General features: G+C 61.9%; 15 protein-coding genes. 8 read left to right on the forward strand and 7 right to left on the reverse strand.

Features of this window, described 5'->3' with window-relative positions:
- From dnaA to gyrB, 4 genes are all read left to right on the forward strand, one after another.
- Positions 1-1,371 carry a chromosomal replication initiator protein DnaA gene (gene dnaA, locus ACFWHB_RS00005; RefSeq protein WP_025325183.1) on the forward strand — a complete coding sequence of 457 codons (1,371 nt, stop codon included), beginning with the start codon at positions 1-3 and terminating at the stop codon, positions 1,369-1,371.
- An 83-nt stretch (positions 1,372-1,454) separates the two neighbouring features.
- On the forward strand, positions 1,455-2,558 hold the full coding sequence (dnaN, locus tag ACFWHB_RS00010) for a DNA polymerase III subunit beta (RefSeq protein WP_025325184.1): 1,104 nt from the start codon (positions 1,455-1,457) through the stop codon (positions 2,556-2,558).
- A 2-nt stretch (positions 2,559-2,560) separates the two neighbouring features.
- Positions 2,561-3,664: a DNA replication/repair protein RecF gene (gene recF / locus ACFWHB_RS00015; protein WP_005326309.1), complete on the forward strand. Its 1,104-nt coding sequence runs from the start codon at positions 2,561-2,563 to the stop codon at positions 3,662-3,664.
- Positions 3,661-6,072 carry a DNA topoisomerase (ATP-hydrolyzing) subunit B gene (gyrB, locus tag ACFWHB_RS00020; RefSeq protein WP_111911367.1) on the forward strand — a complete coding sequence of 804 codons (2,412 nt, stop codon included), beginning with the start codon at positions 3,661-3,663 and terminating at the stop codon, positions 6,070-6,072. Before recF ends, gyrB begins: the two co-directional genes overlap by 4 nt.
- Positions 6,073-6,129: 57 nt before the next feature.
- Here the strand turns inward: gyrB and ACFWHB_RS00025 are convergent, their stop codons facing one another.
- Both ACFWHB_RS00025 and ACFWHB_RS00030 read right to left on the reverse strand, forming a co-directional pair.
- Entirely contained in the window at positions 6,130-7,092 is a 963-nt protein-coding gene (locus ACFWHB_RS00025; RefSeq protein WP_395949222.1) for a GlxA family transcriptional regulator, read from the reverse strand.
- Positions 7,093-7,180: 88 nt separating this feature from the next.
- Entirely contained in the window at positions 7,181-7,951 is a 771-nt protein-coding gene (locus ACFWHB_RS00030; RefSeq protein ID WP_395949223.1) for an MBL fold metallo-hydrolase, read from the reverse strand.
- A gap of 268 nt (positions 7,952-8,219) precedes the next feature.
- On the opposite strand from ACFWHB_RS00030, the gene ACFWHB_RS00035 reads away from it, so the two are divergent.
- Both ACFWHB_RS00035 and ACFWHB_RS00040 read left to right on the forward strand, forming a co-directional pair.
- A complete protein-coding gene (locus tag ACFWHB_RS00035; protein ID WP_025325189.1) occupies positions 8,220-8,633 on the forward strand; it encodes an Hsp20 family protein in 414 nt (137 codons plus the stop codon).
- A gap of 93 nt (positions 8,634-8,726) precedes the next feature.
- Entirely contained in the window at positions 8,727-9,167 is a 441-nt protein-coding gene (locus ACFWHB_RS00040) for an Hsp20 family protein (RefSeq protein ID WP_025325190.1), read from the forward strand.
- Between the two features lie 83 nt (positions 9,168-9,250).
- On the opposite strand, the gene ACFWHB_RS00045 is transcribed toward ACFWHB_RS00040, so the two are convergent.
- Entirely contained in the window at positions 9,251-10,504 is a 1,254-nt protein-coding gene (locus ACFWHB_RS00045; protein WP_395949224.1) for a valine--pyruvate transaminase, read from the reverse strand.
- 282 nt (positions 10,505-10,786) lie between these two features.
- Here ACFWHB_RS00045 and ACFWHB_RS00050 point away from each other — a divergent pair, with 282 nt between their 5' ends.
- The gene (locus ACFWHB_RS00050) at positions 10,787-11,020 is read left to right on the forward strand and encodes a hypothetical protein (RefSeq protein ID WP_171275136.1); all 234 of its coding nucleotides are present in this window, start codon (positions 10,787-10,789) and stop codon (positions 11,018-11,020) included.
- Here ACFWHB_RS00050 and ACFWHB_RS00055 read toward each other — a convergent pair.
- Positions 10,986-11,774: an AraC family transcriptional regulator gene (locus tag ACFWHB_RS00055; RefSeq protein WP_395949225.1), complete on the reverse strand. Its 789-nt coding sequence runs from the start codon at positions 11,772-11,774 to the stop codon at positions 10,986-10,988. The two genes, ACFWHB_RS00050 and ACFWHB_RS00055, sit on opposite strands and share 35 nt — an antisense overlap.
- Before the next feature lie 92 nt (positions 11,775-11,866).
- Here ACFWHB_RS00055 and ACFWHB_RS00060 point away from each other — a divergent pair, with 92 nt between their 5' ends.
- Positions 11,867-12,994 (forward strand): multidrug effflux MFS transporter, encoded by a 1,128-nt coding sequence (locus ACFWHB_RS00060; RefSeq protein WP_395949226.1) that lies wholly within the window; start codon positions 11,867-11,869, stop codon positions 12,992-12,994.
- Positions 12,995-13,140: 146 nt separating this feature from the next.
- Here the strand turns inward: ACFWHB_RS00060 and ACFWHB_RS00065 are convergent, their stop codons facing one another.
- The 3 genes from ACFWHB_RS00065 to ACFWHB_RS00075 form a co-directional block, all read right to left on the reverse strand.
- Positions 13,141-13,824, reverse strand: a complete 684-nt coding sequence (locus tag ACFWHB_RS00065) for a response regulator (protein WP_139745073.1) — start codon at positions 13,822-13,824, stop codon at positions 13,141-13,143.
- A 66-nt stretch (positions 13,825-13,890) separates the two neighbouring features.
- A complete protein-coding gene (locus ACFWHB_RS00070; protein ID WP_395949227.1) occupies positions 13,891-16,479 on the reverse strand; it encodes a DUF4118 domain-containing protein in 2,589 nt (862 codons plus the stop codon).
- Positions 16,480-16,615: 136 nt separating this feature from the next.
- Entirely contained in the window at positions 16,616-17,131 is a 516-nt protein-coding gene (locus ACFWHB_RS00075) for a potassium-transporting ATPase subunit C (RefSeq protein ID WP_005326326.1), read from the reverse strand.
- Positions 17,132-17,170 lie beyond the last annotated feature (39 nt).

The following is a 17,170-nucleotide window of genomic DNA, read 5'->3' on the forward strand; positions in this document are numbered from 1 at the left end:
GTGACTGCTTCGCTATGGCAGCAGTGCCTTAACCGGCTGCAAGATGAGTTGCCCTCGGCAGAATTCAGCATGTGGATCCGGCCGCTTCAAGCGGAGTTGAGTGACAATACTCTGACCCTGTATGCACCGAATCGCTTCGTTCTGGACTGGGTACGCGACAAGTACCTGCTCCGGGTCAATGGCATCATCAACGAGCTGTGCGGAGCCGATGCTCCCACCCTGCGTTTTGACATCGGTAATCGTCCCCATCCCGTCGCGGTCGCCAGAGCGCCGGCGCGTGGTGTCGATCCTGTGAATAACTCTCACAAGAGCTGGGAAAGCAAGGCGGAAGCCAAGCCCGAGCCGAACCACAAGAGCAACACCAACGTGAACTACACCTTCGAGAATTTCGTCGAAGGTAAGTCCAACCAGTTGGCCCGTGCGGCGGCCCGTCAGGTGGCCGACAATCCGGGTGGCGCTTATAACCCGCTGTTCCTCTATGGCGGCACCGGCCTGGGCAAGACCCACCTGCTGCACGCCGTTGGCAATGCCATCAAGGAACGCAAGAAAGACGCCAAAGTCATCTACATGCACTCCGAACGGTTCGTGCAGGACATGGTGAAGGCGCTGCAGAATAACGCCATTGAAGAGTTCAAGCGTTATTACCGTAGCGTCGATGCCCTGCTCATCGATGACATCCAGTTCTTCGCCAACAAGGAGCGCTCCCAGGAGGAGTTCTTCCACACCTTCAACGCCCTGCTCGAAGGTAACCAGCAGATCATCCTGACCTCGGATCGTTATCCGAAGGAGATCAATGGTGTCGAGGATCGCCTCAAGTCCCGCTTCGGCTGGGGCCTGACTGTCGCGATCGAACCGCCTGAGTTGGAGACCCGGGTGGCTATCCTGATGCGCAAGGCGGACGAGAACCAGATCCATCTGCCGGACGAAGTGGCCTTCTTCATCGCCAAGCGTCTGCGCTCCAACGTCCGTGAACTGGAAGGCGCCCTCAACCGGGTGATCGCCAACGCCAACTTCACCGGCCGTGCCATCAACATCGACTTCGTGCGCGAGGCGCTGCGCGACCTGCTGGCCTTGCAGGAGAAGCTGGTCACCATAGACAACATCCAGAAGACGGTGGCGGAGTACTACAAGATCAAGCTGGCGGATCTGCTGTCCAAGCGTCGTTCCCGCTCCGTTGCCCGCCCGCGTCAGCTGGCGATGGCCCTGGCCAAGGAGCTGACCAACCACAGTTTGCCGGAGATAGGGGATGCCTTTGGTGGCCGTGACCACACCACCGTTCTTCATGCCTGCCGCAAGATCGAGCAGCTGAAGGAGGAGAGTCACGACATCAAGGAAGACTATTCCAACCTGATCCGTACCCTCTCGTCCTGATAACGGAACTGAGTGGACAGATGGGGCTCGAATATTCCAACCTGATCCGAAAATTTTCCTCCTAATCACAACGGAGAGCACAGATGCAGCTCGAAATTAGCCGTGAGGCCCTGTTACGTCCTCTGCAACTGGTGTCCGGTGCCCTGGGTGGCCGGCCGACTCTGCCCATTCTCGGCAACGTCCTGCTCGATGTCAGCAATGGCCTGCTATCGCTGACCGGGACAGATCTCGAGGTGGAGATGATAGGCCAGGTCTATCTCAGCAGCGACAGCCAGGATGGGCGTACCACAGTACCGGCCCGCAAGTTGCTGGATATCTGCCGCGGCCTGCCGGAAGGGGCGGATATCCGTCTCAACACCGAAGGGGATCGCCTCATCATCCGCTCCGGTCGTTCCCGCTTCAATCTCTCGACCCTGCCGGCCACCGAGTACCCGAACATCGAGGACTGGGAATCCGTGCTCGAGTTCGACATCAGCCAGCTGGAGCTGAAGAAGCTGATCGATGCGACCCAGTTCTCCATGGCCAGCCAGGATGTGCGTTACTACCTGAATGGCATGCTGTTCGAGAGCGAGGGCCATGGCCTGCGCACCGTCGCCACCGACGGTCACCGTCTGGCCACCTGCCGCCGCGAAGTGGTCGGGGAATCGCTGCCCGATCATCAGGTCATCCTGCCCCGCAAGGGTGTGCTGGAGCTGGTGCGCCTCCTGGAGGCGGAAGACAAGCCGGTGCGGTTGCAGGTCGGTCGCAGCAACCTGCGTGCCGCCCTGGATGGCTTCATCTTCACCTCCAAGCTGGTGGATGGCCGCTTCCCGGACTGGCGTCGCGTCATTCCCCGGGGGAGCGACAAGGCCCTGATCGCCGGTCGTGAGGATCTGCGCCAGGCCTTCGCCCGTGCCGCCATCCTCTCCAACGAGAAATTCCGTGGGGTGCGTCTCAATCTGCAGGAAAACCTGCTGCGCATCACCGCCAACAACCCGGAACAGGAAGAAGCCGAGGAGCTGCTTGACGTACAATATGCCGCTGGCGAGATGGAGATCGGCTTCAACGTCTCCTATGTGCTGGACGTGCTGAATACGTTAAAATGTGACCAAATCCGGATCAGCCTGAGCGATTCCATCAGCAGTGCCATTATTGAGGATTTTGACAGCCAAGATGCCCAGTATGTGGTGATGCCGATGCGGATCTAGTCGTGTCCCTGGTCAAACTCCAGCTCAGCGACTTTCGCAACATCCAGCACGCCAGTCTCGCGCTGTCCCCCGGCCTCAATATCCTGGTCGGGTGCAATGGCAGCGGCAAGACCAGCGTGCTGGAAGCCATCCATTACCTCGGTCTCGGTCGTTCTTTTCGTACTCACCTGACCGGGCGGGTCATCCGCCAGGGGGAGAGGGCCTTTACCCTGTTTGCCCAGTGCGAGCTGGAGGGGCGTCAGGTGCCCATCGGGCTTGCCAAGGACAAGGGGGGCGAGACCCAGCTCAAGATCGCCGGGGCCCAGGCCCAGCGATTGGCCGATCTGGCCGAGCTGTTGCCGGTGCAGTTGATCCACCCAGATGGTTTCAACCTGCTGACCGGTGGGCCCCAGGCTCGCCGGGCCTGGCTGGACTGGGGCGTCTTCCATCAGGAGCCGACCTTCTTCTCCCTGTGGGGACGGGTACGGCGTCTGCTGAAACAGCGCAATGCGCTGCTGCGCCAAAGCAGCCAGTATCGCCAGCTGGCGTTCTGGGATCAGGAGCTGGTGCGGCTCGGGGGTGAACTGGCAGAGTTTCGCGCCAGTTACTGTCAGGCCATTACACCCCTGATCAAGGAGATGACGGCGGATTTTCTGCCGGAATTCGACATCAGCCTCGGTTTCTATCGGGGCTGGGAGAGAGAGACTCCCCTCGGCGACTTGCTGGAGGCGGGGTTCGAGCGGGATCGTTCGCTGGGGTACACTGGGGTCGGTCCGCAGAAGGCGGATGTGCGGCTCAAGGCGAACGGGGTGCCCGCTCAGGATATTTTGTCCAGGGGTCAGTTGAAGTTGCTGGTCTGTGCCATGCGACTGGCTCAAGGGCTCTATTTGAATCAACATAGCAGCCGTGGCTGTATTTTTTTAATTGACGATTTTGCCTCTGAACTGGATGTCGACAAACGTCGCCTGCTGGCCGCAAGGCTGAAGCAGTGCGCGTCCCAGGTGTTTATCACCGCCATCGATACCGGTCAGCTCGCAGACATGATGGATGCGAGTGACTGCAAGCTGTTCCACGTGGAACAAGGCAAGATCTCCGAAACGTTAGAGAAGGCAGAGAGTAAGCTATGAGTGAAAATACTTACGACTCCTCGAATATCAAGGTGCTGAAGGGCCTGGATGCGGTCCGCAAGCGCCCGGGGATGTATATCGGCGATACGGATGATGGCTCGGGCCTGCACCACATGGTGTTCGAGGTCGTCGATAACTCCATTGACGAGGCTCTGGCTGGCTACTGCTCCGATATTCAGGTCAAGATCCATTCCGACGGTTCCGTCTCAGTGCGTGACAACGGCCGGGGTATTCCGGTCGACATGCACGAGGAGGAGGGCCGCTCCGCCGCCGAAGTCATCATGACGGTGCTGCATGCCGGCGGCAAATTCGATGACAACTCCTACAAGGTATCCGGCGGCCTGCACGGCGTGGGTGTCTCCGTAGTTAACGCCCTCTCTGACAAGCTGCTGCTGACCATACGTCGCAACGGGCACGTCTATGAGCAGACCTATCACCTGGGTGAGCCGCAGGCGCCGCTCAAGCAGATTGGCGACAGCACGGGCACAGGTACCGAAGTGCGCTTCTGGCCGAGCCCGACCATCTTTACCGATACCCTGTATCACTACGAGATCCTGGCCAAGCGTCTGCGTGAGCTCTCTTTCCTGAACTCAGGTGTCTCCATCCGTCTGCTGGACGAGCGGGATGGCCGCGAGGCTCACTTCTGCTACGAGGGCGGCATCAAGGCCTTCGTCGAATACCTGAACCAGAACAAGACTCCGATCCATCCCAAGGTGTTTCACTTCACCACAGAGCAGGACGGTATCGGCGTCGAAGTGGCGATGCAGTGGAACGACGCCTATCAGGAAGGGGTCTACTGCTTCACCAACAACATCCCGCAGCGGGATGGTGGCACCCACCTGGTAGGCTTCCGTACCGCGCTGACCCGTACCCTCAACTCCTACATGGACAAAGAGGACTACAGCAAGAAGGCCAAGTCTGCCGCCAGTGGCGACGACGTCCGTGAAGGCTTGATTGCGGTCATCTCCGTCAAGGTGCCTGACCCCAAGTTCTCCTCCCAGACCAAGGACAAGCTGGTATCTTCCGAAGTGAAGACAGCCGTTGAACAGGCGATGGGTGAGAAGCTGGCAGACTTCCTGCTGGAAAACCCGGGCGATGCCAAGATAGTGGTCAACAAGATCATTGATGCGGCCCGTGCCCGTGAAGCGGCCCGCAAGGCCCGCGAACTGACTCGCCGCAAGGGCGCGCTGGATATCGCCGGTCTGCCCGGCAAGCTGGCGGACTGCCAGGAAAAAGACCCGGCCCTCTCCGAACTCTACATAGTGGAAGGGGACTCTGCTGGCGGCTCCGCCAAGCAGGGTCGCAACCGCAAGAACCAGGCCATACTGCCGCTCAAGGGCAAGATCCTGAACGTGGAGAAGGCCCGTTTCGACAAGATGATCTCCTCGCAAGAGGTGGGCACCCTGATCACGGCACTGGGCTGTGGCATAGGTCGCGACGAGTACAACCCGGACAAGCTGCGTTACCACAACATCATCATCATGACGGATGCGGACGTCGATGGTGCGCACATCCGAACCCTGCTGCTGACCTTCTTCTACCGTCAGATGCCCGAGATCATCGAGCGTGGCTACGTCTTCATCGCCCAGCCGCCGCTCTACAAGGTCAAGAAGGGCAAGCAGGAGCAGTATCTGAAAGACGAAGACGCGCTGCTGCAGTACCAGACCTCCATGGCGCTGGACGGTGCTACCCTGCACGTCAACGAGTCTGCCCCTGCCATAGGTGGCGAGGCGCTGGAGCGTCTGGTCAACCAGCACCGTGCCGTCTCTCACCTGATCACCCGCATGTCCCGCCGTGCCCCGGATGCCGTGCTGACCCAGCTGATCTATCAGCCTGAGTTGAACGAAACCCTGCTGGCCAGCGAGAGCGATCTGCTGGCCTGGTGCCAGGGGATGGAAGCCGTGCTCAACGAGAGCAACCACGGCATCCAGTACCAGATCCAGGTACGTCGCGACGAAGAGCGCAGCCTGTACGTGCCCCACGCCGTGGTGCGTCAGCACGGTGTCGACCGGGAGTACCCGATCAGCTACGACTTCCTGCAATCCTCCGAGTACCGTCAGCTGGTCTCCCTGGGCAAGGAGATCGCCAACCTGATCGAGGACGGCGGTTTCATCAAGCGTGGCGAGAAGGTCAAACCTGTGGCCAACTTCGTGGAAGCCGTCGACTGGCTGATGGGCGAAGGCAAGCGTGGCATCTACATCCAGCGCTATAAAGGGCTGGGTGAGATGAACCCGGATCAGCTGTGGGAAACCACCATGGATCCGGAAGCCCGTCGCATGCTGCGCGTCACCATAGACGACGCCGTCGGCGCCGACCAGCTCTTCTCCACCCTGATGGGTGATGCGGTCGAGCCTCGTCGTGACTTCATCGAGACCAACGCCCTGCGGGTCGCCAACCTCGACGTCTAATCCGGACGCACCCTCGTGATTGAACAAAGCCGCTCCCTGTGAGCGGCTTTTTGATGGCTAGCGCAGGCCCCCGAAGGTGCGGCGCCATTCACTCGGCGACACCCCGAAACGGGTGCGAAAATGCTGGCGCAGGCTGGTGGCCGTCTTCAATCCCACCAGTTCGGCGATGCGATCCATGGAGTGGGTGCTCGTCTCCAGCAACTCTTGGCTGCGCCTGAGGCGCTCGGCCAGCAACCACTCCCCGACGGAGAGGCCGGTGGCTCGCTGGAAGCGACGGGTGAAGGTGCGGCGGCTCATCAGGCAGTGCTCTGCCAATGTGTCCAGGTTGTGAGGCTCGGCCAGGTGCATGCGCAGGTGGTCGAACAGCTGGTTGATCCTGGCATCCCGGGTGGAGGCGGGCACCGGCTGCTCGATGAACTGGGCCTGGCCCCCTTCCCGATGGGGCGGCACCACCAGGCGCCTGGCCAGCTTGTTGGCGATGCGGCTGCCATGGTGCTCGCGCACCAGGTAGAGGCAGCAGTCCAGCCCGGCGGCGGTGCCGGCCGAGGTGATGAGGCCCTCATCGTCCACGTAGAGGGCATTGGTATCGAGCCGCACGGCGGGAAAGCGGCCCATGAAGTCCTGCTCGAACTCCCAGTGGGTCGAGGCCCTGCGTCCCTCCAGCAGACCGGCATAGGCCAGCACATAGGTGCCTAGACAGAGCCCCACTATCTGAGCACCCCTGTGTCGGGCGGCAACCAGGGCATCGAGCAGGGGCTGGGCCGGTCGTTCGGCCGGATCGCGCCAGAAGGGGATGATGACGATGTCAGCCCCTACCAACCCCTCCAGCCCGTGGCTGGCATCGATGCGAAAGCCCTGGGAGGAACCGGGCTGGCGGGTGGCATCGCCGGCGCAGAGTCTGAGTTCGAACAAGGAGGCTCCTGGCATCATGGTGTCGCCGAAGATGAGGCAGGGCACAGCGCAGTGAAAGGGGCTGAAGTGATCGAAGGTGATGACGGCGACGACGATGGGGTTGGGCATGGTGGCAGACTCCTTTGCACTCGGATCCCCATGATAAGGGGCGGCAACAGAAAGCCGAAGGGCCATGTGGTGGCATGGCCCTCTCTCATCAGAGGACGATGGACTCGCCATCCTCGGGTACCAGCACCCGCGTTGCCATCCCCTGTTTGCCGATGTAGTCGCGCAGCTCGTGCCGTGTCAGCAGGGCATGATTGACCGCCTCCATGTGGCTGGCGATCAGGGTGGCCTGTGGCGCGGCCTGATACACAGCCCGCACATCCTCCTTGCCCATGATGATGGAACCCAGCCCCAGCACCTGGGCATCGCCGCAGTTGAGGATGACGACCTCGGGCTGGTGCCGTTGCAGCGCCTGTTCAACCTGGGCGTTCCAGACGGTGTCGCCCGCCAGATAGAGAGTCTTCTCTGCGGGATGGGAGAAGACCACCCCGGATACCTCACCCAGCCGCTCGGCCAACACCGCCATGACCTGATCGTTGCCGTGTTGCCCCTCGGTCTGGTGCAACCGGATCCCGGCAAACTCGGCCAGCTCGCTCAGCAGGCGCACATCCTTGAAGCCGCTGGCGCTTATGGTGTCGGCATCCTTCTGGTGTTGCACAAACAGCGGGAGATGCTTGGGCAGCAGTTGCTGCGCGGCAGGGTCCCAGTGGTCCAGGTGATCGTGGGTGACTATCACCGCATCCACATCGAGGATCTCAGTCATGGGCAGGGGCAGCTCGACCAGGGGATTGCGCAGCTGGCTGTTGGCCGTTCCCTCAAACCCCGGGAGGCTGCCCTTGGCAGACAACATGGGATCGATCAGGAAGCGGGTGCCGGCGTAGTGGATGAGCAGGGTGGCATTGCGAACCTGGGTAACTTGCATGGTGTGCTCCGGTCTCTGGTGGGGGGACGCAGCCAGTATGGCGCGGAGGGCATCAGGGGATGAGTGGCCCGCGGGCCTATTACCATATCAATCGGGCCAAAATGAGTTTTGACGGGTGGCCAAAAATTTCTTTTCATTTTTTCCCTTGAAAGGAAAAAGTGAGCCCCTATATAGGTAACAAGGCCGGAACGCTCGACAGAGGTTTCGACCAGGCGCCCGTCCATCAGGAGGGCAAACAATCCGTTATCGCTCACAAGAGGGTAATACTATGCGTTCTATCGACTTTTCTCCGCTCTATCGTTCTGCCATTGGTTTCGATCGTCTGGCCAATCTCATCGAATCTGCGGCCAGCAATGGCAATGCCGGTTATCCCCCCTACAACATCGAGCAACTGGGTGACAACGACTACCGCATCAGCATGGCGGTGGCGGGCTTTACCCAGGAAGAGCTGGAGCTTAGCTTCCAGGAAAATCTGCTGACGGTGAAGGGCAACAAGCAGGCTGACACCGAGCGCCACTATCTCTATCAGGGCATAGCCGAGCGCGGCTTCGAGCGTCGCTTCCAGCTGGCCGACTATGTGCGGGTGAAAGGGGCCGATCTCAAGAATGGCTTGCTGCACATCGATCTGGCCCGTGAAGTGCCCGAGGCGATGAAACCCCGCAAGATCGAGATCAACGGCTGATAGCCTGAACTCTCAGTGTTTTTACCTGCTTCCCGGGTGCCGATGACGGGCCTGTGGAGAGTCAAACCTGTTGCTTATTAGAAGGATAGGATTATGCGTAACCTCGATTTTTCTCACCTCTCTTCCAATGCCGTCGGCTTCGAGCGGATGGCCCGTGAGCTGGAAGGCCTGTTCGACCAGAAGGCGGCGGCTTATCCCCCTTACAACATCGAGAAGCGGGAGCATGACGGCTACCGCATCACGGTCGCCGTGGCTGGTTTCGAGCGCGAAGAGCTGGAGCTGGAGACCGAAAACGGCACCCTCAAGGTGAAGGGGCGCAAGGCCGCAGCGGCCGGTGAGCGTCAGTTCCTCCACCAGGGAATTGCCGAGCGTGACTTCGAGCTCGCCTTCAAGCTGAGCCAGCACGTGGAGGTACAGGGGGCCAGACTGGAGCATGGTCTGCTGACCATAGATCTCGCCCGCGAATTGCCGGAGGCTCTCAAGCCCCGCGCCATCCCCATCGGCAAACCCGATCAGCTGGCGCTGCCGAGCTAAGCCGGGAATGTCAGGCCAGGGTGCCTGACACCAGAGACGAGAAAGGCCTGCGATCGCAGGCCTTTCTTTTATCTGCAGGCAAGTCAGCTGCCGCGGTAAATGGCGTTGATCTCGTCCGCCAGTATGGCGATGCCGCGTCGCACCAGCTCCTCGCTCTGGGAGTAGTTGAGGCGGATGCACTCCTGGCTGTGGCGCCATTCTGGGTCGTCGATACCGGGGAAGAAGTAGTGACCCGGCACTATCAGCAGGTTCTTCGCCTTCAGCCGCTCGTAGAGCTCCTGGCAGTGGATCGGCAGGCCTTCGAACCAGAGCCAGAGGAAGAGGGCACCTTCCGGCTTGTGGATGTGGAAGCGCGGGTCGGGAATGGCTTCGCGCAGCAGTTGCACCGCGAAGTCGGCCTTCTGCTTGTAGAAGGGTTTCACCACCTGTTCGCTCAGGGCGATGATCTCGCCGCTCTCTATCATGGGGATGGTGATGGCGGGCCCCAGGCTGCCCGGCGCCAGGTTGATGATGCCGCTCAGGTTGGTGATGGCCTGGATGATCTTCTCGTCGGCGATGACGATGCCGCAGCGGGTGCCCGGCAGGCCCAGCTTGGAGAGGCTCATGCAGAGTATGGTGTTGGCATTCCAGAACGGCTTGGCCTCGCTGAAGATGATGCCAGGGAAGGGCACGCCATAGGCGTTGTCGAGCAGCAGCGGGATCCCCTTGTCGCGGGCGATCTGATCCAGGTGCTCTATCTCTTCATCGGTCAGCACGTTGCCTGTGGGGTTGGTCGGGCGAGAGACGCAGATCACCCCTATGTCGTCGCCCACCTCCAGACTCTCGAAATCCACATGGTATTTGAACTGGCCGTCGGCCAGCTTCTCTATGGTGGGCTTGTAGGCGACGAAGTGATCCTCCGCCAGGGCCGAGTCCGCATAGCCGATGTATTCGGGGGCCAGGGGGAAGAGCACCTTCTTCTTGCGGCCATCGGCGAACTCGCCGGCCAGCAGGTTGAACAGATAGAAGAAGGCATTCTGGCTGCCGTTGGTCAGGGCTATGTTGCGGGCCGAGATGTCCCAGCCCAGCTCTCTCTTGAGCAGGGCGGCCAGCGCCTTGGTGAACCTGTCCTTGCCTTGCGGGCCATCGTAGTTGGCCATGGCCTTGATCAGCTCGCCATTGTCGAGCAGCTGCTTGGCCTCGGTCTGAAAGCGTTCCAGCATGGCGGGGATGGGGGCCGGATTGCCGCCTCCCAGCATGATGGCTTCCGGATTGAGCAGCCCCTGATTGAGGTCATCCATGAGTTGGGTAATACCGGCGTGGCGAGTGAACTTCTCGCCGAACAAGGAGAATTCCATTCGGTGACAGATCCAGAGTCAGTTACGGGGGAGCTAGCACCATAGCTCAGTTTAAAAGCGGGTGTCGATCAAAATCATGGGACGTTCCACGTGGAACGGGCCCCGGAAATTGGATGTGGTAAAAATAACCACTTATGGGTTTCAAAATAACCAGCAAGATGGGCAATAAAGCCTCAAACGGCGTCTGCTTTCATTTTATTTAAACAAAATCAATTGTTTATATAGTTGGCACGACTATTGGAATAACTCTCTGGTCATCTCAACCATACCGGAGCAAGCCAGATGAAGACCCTGATCGCGACCCTGATACTGAGCAGCCTGAGCCTGAACGTCATGGCCAACGACAACCCCAGGCCCGAGCTGGATAGCACCAAGCTGGCGCAGGAAATGCGTGCCCAGCAGCAGCAGGCATCCCATGCCGTGGTGCTCGATGCCATCCACAACCTCCAGCCATTGGCACTGGATACTCTGGTGGTGGAGGTCAGCCCCGCCGTGGCGACTCACCCCGAGAGTTGAGGTGACGCAGGGGCGTCTGCCCCGAGTGCTGTTTGAAGAAGCTGATGAAGGCGCTGTCGCTGGAAAACTCCAGGGAAGCGGCAATCCGGTAGATGGGTTCGCTTTCTGCCAGCAACTCCATGGCCCGCAGCAGTCGCCACTGCTGGCGCCAGGCCTGATAGTTCATGCCGGTCTCCCTCATGAAGATGCGACCTATGGTCTTGTCACTGGCACCCACCTCCTCGGCCAGCCGGTTGAGCCGAGGGGGCAGGGTGCCACCCCGCTTTATCTCCTGCAGCCAGGCCGCCAGGCGCGGATCTGACGGCAACGGCAACTGCCAGGACTCCCGGGGTGCCTGACCCAACTCCTCCATAAACAGCGCCAACGTCCGCTGCTGCTCCTCTTGTGGCTGGTCCCATGGCCAGAGCGCCATCCGTTCGATCAGTGCCTGCAGCAGCGGATTGACCGCCAGCACCGCCATTGTGGTCGGCAACTCGGGGTGCGGCTGGAAGTAGAGGGAACGATAGGCCACCACACCGCGCATCAAGACCCTGTGGGACGTGCCCGCCGGCAGCCAGGCCGCTCGCGTCGGCGGGAGCAGGCAAACCCGACCTTCCAGCTCCATGGTCATGCAGCCGGATTGGGCGAACAGCAGCTGGTGGCGCTGGTGCCTGTGCAGGCCGGAGTCATGCCAGCCCAGCGCGGAGGCGATGCCGATCACGCTGCCAGCGTGGCTGTCCGGGTCGAAAGGGTGATCGGGAAGAATAAAGGCCATGTGTCCGATTATTGATGTATATAGTCCTGTTTATTGTAATCAGACAATCGGCATCTCTCTAGAATGACGACCTCTTGTGAAGGAGGTTTGTCATGCACAACAAGTTGCCACCGCGCTGGCTGGTGGTGGGATTGATGATGTTTCCCCAGATGGTTGAGACCATCTACAGCCCGGTATTGACCCAGATTGCCAGCCAGTTTGGGGTGAGCGAGGGGCAGGCATCCCAGACCTTATCGGTCTATTTCCTGGCGTTTGCGGTGGGCGTGGTCTGCTGGGGTCGGCTCTGCGATCTCGTCGGGCGGCGTCCCGCCATGCTGGCGGGCTTGTTCACCTACGGGGTCGGCACCCTGCTGGCGCTGCTGGCCAGTGAGTTCGAGGCTCTGCTGCTGGCCAGGGTCGTCTCGGCCTTCGGCGCCGCCGTGGGATCAGTGGTGACCCAGACCATGCTGCGCGACAGCTATCAGGGGGGCGAGCTGGCGCGGGTCTTCTCGGTGATGGGCGTGGCGCTCTCCCTCAGCCCCGTGCTGGGGCTGGTGAGCGGTGGCATGCTTGCCGAGCAGTTTGGCTATCTCGGGGTCTTCAGCGGCTTGCTGGTGCTGGCGGCTGTGTTGCTGCTGGTGGCTGGTCGGTGGCTGCCGGAAACCCGTCCGGCCAGCACACAGCGAGTCGCACTCTGGCCGCTGGCAGCCAGGATGGCCAGGGATGGCGGGCTCTGGCGCAGCGCAGCCCTGGTTGCCCTGTTCAACTGCATGCTGTTTGGCTACTACAGCCTGGCTCCCTTCCTGTTTGACGGGCTGGGATTGAGGGTGAGCGACTTTGGCTACTCCGGGATCTTGCTGGCGCTGGCGACCCTGCTCGGCAGCCTGCTCAACAAGCAGCTGCTGGGGAAGGGTTGGCAGCCGTCATCCCTGATCAGGCTGGCCTGCACACTGGCGCTGGTTTGCGGGCTGTTGGTTTGGGCGAGTCAGGCTTCGCTCTGGTTCCTGCTGCCCATGATGGGAACAGTGGTGGCCTATGGGGTGGGTATTCCCAATGTGTTGAGTGAGGCCTTGCAAGCCTACAGAGCGGTGGCGGGCAGCGCCGGTGCCCTGTTCGGGCTGGCCTATTACCTGCTGCTCAGCCTGGGATTGGCGGTGGCAGCCGGCTTGCAGGATCTGGGACTGCTGCTCGCCGGCTGCGGTCTGCTGGCGCTGCTCTGCAGCGGGCGCCGTTCCACGTGAAACATCGGCTACCGATGAAGCGGTAGCCGATGCCGGGTATGGTATTTCGAGCGGGGTGGGCTGCTTGCGGCTGCTTCAACTGCCAATGAAGCGGTAGCCGATGCCGGGTACGGTGTTTCGAACGGGGTGGGCTGCTTGTGACTGTTTCAACTGCCGATGAAGCGGTAGCCGATGCCGGATTCGGTTTCGATCAGGCTGGGCTGCTGGGGGTTATCTCCCAGCTTCTTGCGCAGGCTGGCGATGACGATGCGCAGGTAGTGGGTATCCTCCTTGTGGCTGGGCCCCCAGATGTCGTTGAGCAACTGGGTCTGCAGCACCAGCTTGCCGGGGTGGCACACCAGGGCCTGCAGCAGGGCGAACTCCTTGCGAGAGAGGGGGACCTCCTCATCCCCCATGGTGACCTTGTGACTGCCGGTATCCAGGCTCAGGCCGCACTGAGGGAAGTGACGGCATTCGCCGCTGCTGACCCCGGCACGCTGGCGCAGCAGCACCCGGATGCGGGCCATCATCTCCCCTATGCCGAACGGCTTGCTCATGTAGTCGTTGGCCCCGGCATCCAGCAGCCGCACCTTCTCCTGCTCCGAATCCCGTGCCGACAGCACCAGCACCGGGTTGGGGTGGTGTTCGCGGATGGCCTGCAATATCTGGATGCCGTCCCCGTCCGGCAGGCCGAGATCCAGGATCACCAGATCGGGGTTGAGGTGGCGGTACTGCGCCAGCCCTTCGTTGACGCCCACCGCCTCGCTCACCTGGTGCCCCTCGGCGACCAGGCTGATCCGCAGAAAGCGGCGAATGGCCGCTTCATCATCTATGACCAGGATATGGGCCATCTAGCCTCCAGAGGCGAGTGTTGGGGGGCTGGGGACGGCTGACCCCAGGAGCCCGGAATGTGCGCATCATACCTCGGGTGAGTTGAGGGAGAGCGGCAGTGAGATACGCATGCAGGTGCCATTGCCGTTGGGGCCGGCAAACGCCCAGATGCGACCACCGTGGGCTTCTATCATAGCGCGGGAAATGGCGAGGCCAAGTCCTGTGCCGCGACTGCCGCAATCACCTACCGGCTGGGTGTAGAAGAGGTTGAAGATCTTGTCCCGATCCGACTCGGCTATGCCGACTCCTATGTCGATGATGTCGATGATGAGGTCAGGGTCCGCCAGCATCACCTTGAACTCTATGGGGGTGCCGGCCGGCGAGTAGCGGGAGGCGTTGTCGAGGATGTTGACCAGCACCTGCTCGATCAGGGCGCCGTGCACATAGAGCTGGGGGATCTGCTGATCGAAGTGGATCAGCAGCTTGTGCTGGCGCCAGGAGGAGTCCAGCCGCTTGCGGGCACTATCCACCAGATCGGCCAGATCGACCCACTCCCGCTTCAGCTGGAAGTCCGGGGAGCCGATGCGGGTCATGTCCAGCAGGTTCTGCACATAGCTGTGCAGGCGGCGCGCCTCCTCCTGCACCGAGTGGAGCAGTTCGCTGCGATCCTCGGCACTGATCCTGTCACCGTACTCCTGCAGTGTGCTGCCGGCCCCCATGATGGTCGCCAGCGGCGTCTTCAGATCATGGGAGACGGAGGAGAGCAGGGCGGCGCGCATACGATCCGTCTCCGCCTGCAGCTGGCTGTCGGCCAGCCGCTCGTTGAGATCGATCCGGGCCAGGGCGGCGCGGATGTCGGTGAGCAGGGCCTGCAACTGGTGTTCGGCGGAGGAGGCGAGCGGGCTGGCCAGCCGTATCCCCAGCACCAGTTCGTCGGTGAGGTGGTGGTACTGGGCCTCGGCGGCATTGAGGGTGGCGGTGTGGGCCCCGGCGCTCTGCTTCTGGGCCAGGCACCAGTCGATGGCGGCCTTGTCGGTCTGGCCCGGTCCCCGCACCTCGTCCCCGGCTCTGTACTGGTACTCCTCATCCAGGGCGAACACGGGCTGCCCCAGGGCCAGGGAGATGGCCTGGGTTCCCTGCCTGAGCACCTCCACCGGGCTGCTGGCGGTGGCCAGCCCCTGGCTCAGGGACAGCAGGGCGTTGCCGAGCTGCTGGGTCTCGCGCAGGCCGATCAGCTGCTGGCGCTGGCGGGAGGCGAGCCGCCCCGCCGTCATGCCGACGATGAGCAGTACGAACAGGGTGAGCAGGTCGCTGTGGCTGGCCACGCTCAGGGAGAAGTAGGGGGCGGTGAACAGCAGATTGTGGGCGACGAATCCCAGCACGGCGGCCAGGATGGCGGGCACCAGGCTGGTGGTGAGGGCAGTGGCGAGAACCCCCAGCACGAACAGCAGCGGCAGGGAGGCGGGCGGCAGCCAGTGGGAGAGCCCCCAGGCGCTGGCTGAGGTCACCGCCATGATGACGATGGCCAGCAGGCTCTGGCGAATGTCCTTGGGGTGGAGTGGTTGCAGCCTCAGTCCTGGCTTGTTCTTCTCCGTATCCACCAGCGTGATCTCGAATCCCTGTGCCTGTTTCAGCAGGTGCTGCACCAGGGAGCGGCGCCAGGGCGGGTTGTGGGGCTTGCCGAGCAACAGCTGCGAGACCTGCTGCTGTTCGGCCGTCTCCAGCAGGGCATCGGCGACCGCCGGGCTGGACAGGGTCAGCACCTTGGCGCCGAGGTGAGAGGCCAGCGCCAGCGCCTGCTCCAGCTCAGGGGAGCGCTGCCCCTTGCTGTCGATGTGCACCACCAGCCAGGGCAGCTGGCGGCGCTGGGCGAAGCGATGGCCGTAGCGCACCAGGGCCGAGCCGTGCTGATCCCCGAGGCAGACCATCAGCTTGCCCCGCAGCGGCAGCGTGGTCTTGCCCGCCGCCTGCCACTGCAGTTGCAGATCCCCCTCTACGTGGCTGGCGGCAGTCTGCATCGCCAGCTCGCGCAGGGCGGTCAGGTTGTTGAGGGAGAAGAAGGATTGCAGGGCGGCCTTGGCCTGATGGGGCACATAGACCTTGCCCTCCTTGAGCCGGCCGAGCAGCTCCTTGGGGGGAAGGTCTATGAGGACTATGCTGTCCGCCTCCAGCAGCACCTGATCGGGCAGGGTCTCCTTGACCCTGACCCCGGTCAGTTGCCACACCAGATCGTTGAGGCTCTCCAGGTGTTGTACGTTGAGGGTGGAGTAGACGTCTATGCCGGCGCCGAGCAGTTCCTCCACATCCTGCCAGCGTTTCTCGTGGCGGCTGCCGGGGGCATTGGTGTGGGCCAGCTCATCCACTACCACTATGGCGGGCTTGCGTTCGAGCAAGCCATCCAGGTCCATCTCCTCCAGCCGTTGCTGGCGGTGGTGATGCAGCTTGCGTGGCTGGATGGCGAGCTTGTCGAGCAGCGCCAGGGTCTCCTGGCGCCCGTGGGTCTCGACCACGCCGATGAGAATGTCGACCCCTTCCTTGGCCTGTTCCCGTACCGCCTGCAACATGGCGTAGGTCTTGCCTACGCCGGGGGCGGCGCCGAGGAAGACCTTCAGCTTGCCCTTGTGTTCCTCTTCCAGGCTTGCCAGCAAGGCATCGGCCCGAACCTCATCACGCATTCCCGTGCTCCTGCTCCAGGCTTGCCAGCAGGGCAACCGTCTTTACTTCATTACGCATCATCATCCTTATGGAGCAACCACCGGCTCGGTTCGAAAATCTGGGTCGCCCTCCAACTCGGGTCAGCCTGGCGCGCCATCATGCGTCCTTGTGCTGATCGAGCAACAGATTCAACTGGAGGATGTTGACCACCTGGGGGCCAAGGATACCAGCTTGTGTCGACGACTTGACCTGCTCCGTCAGGGAAGCGGGATCCAGCCCGCGTTGCTTGGCGACGCGATCCACCTGAGCCAGCACGGCATCCAGGGGCAGGTGGGGATCCAGGCCCGAACCTGAGCGGGTCAGCATGGCGGGGGACTGGTAATTACCCTGGGCCTTGGCAAATTCGCTGCGCAGGGGGGAACTCACCCCCAGGTTGCTGGCGCCGCTGCCTATGGTGGTGAAGTCGCTGGCGGAGGGGCGGGAGTGGAAGTACTCCGCCCGTTCAAATTTCTGCGCCAGCAGGGCGCTGCCGACCAGCTGCTGCTTGGCATCGGTCAGCTGGCTGCCGTTGGCCTGCCAGGGGAAAAACAGCTGGGCCAGCCCGGTGACGGCCAGGGGGTAGCCGACACCCAGCAGCAGGGTCAGGGTCAGCAGGGTTCTGATTGCTATCATGATTCTCTTGCTCCAAACAGATTGATGGGGTGCAGGCCA

The organism is Aeromonas mytilicola subsp. aquatica, from assembly GCF_044336385.1.
GTDB lineage: Bacteria > Pseudomonadota > Gammaproteobacteria > Enterobacterales > Aeromonadaceae > Aeromonas > Aeromonas rivipollensis.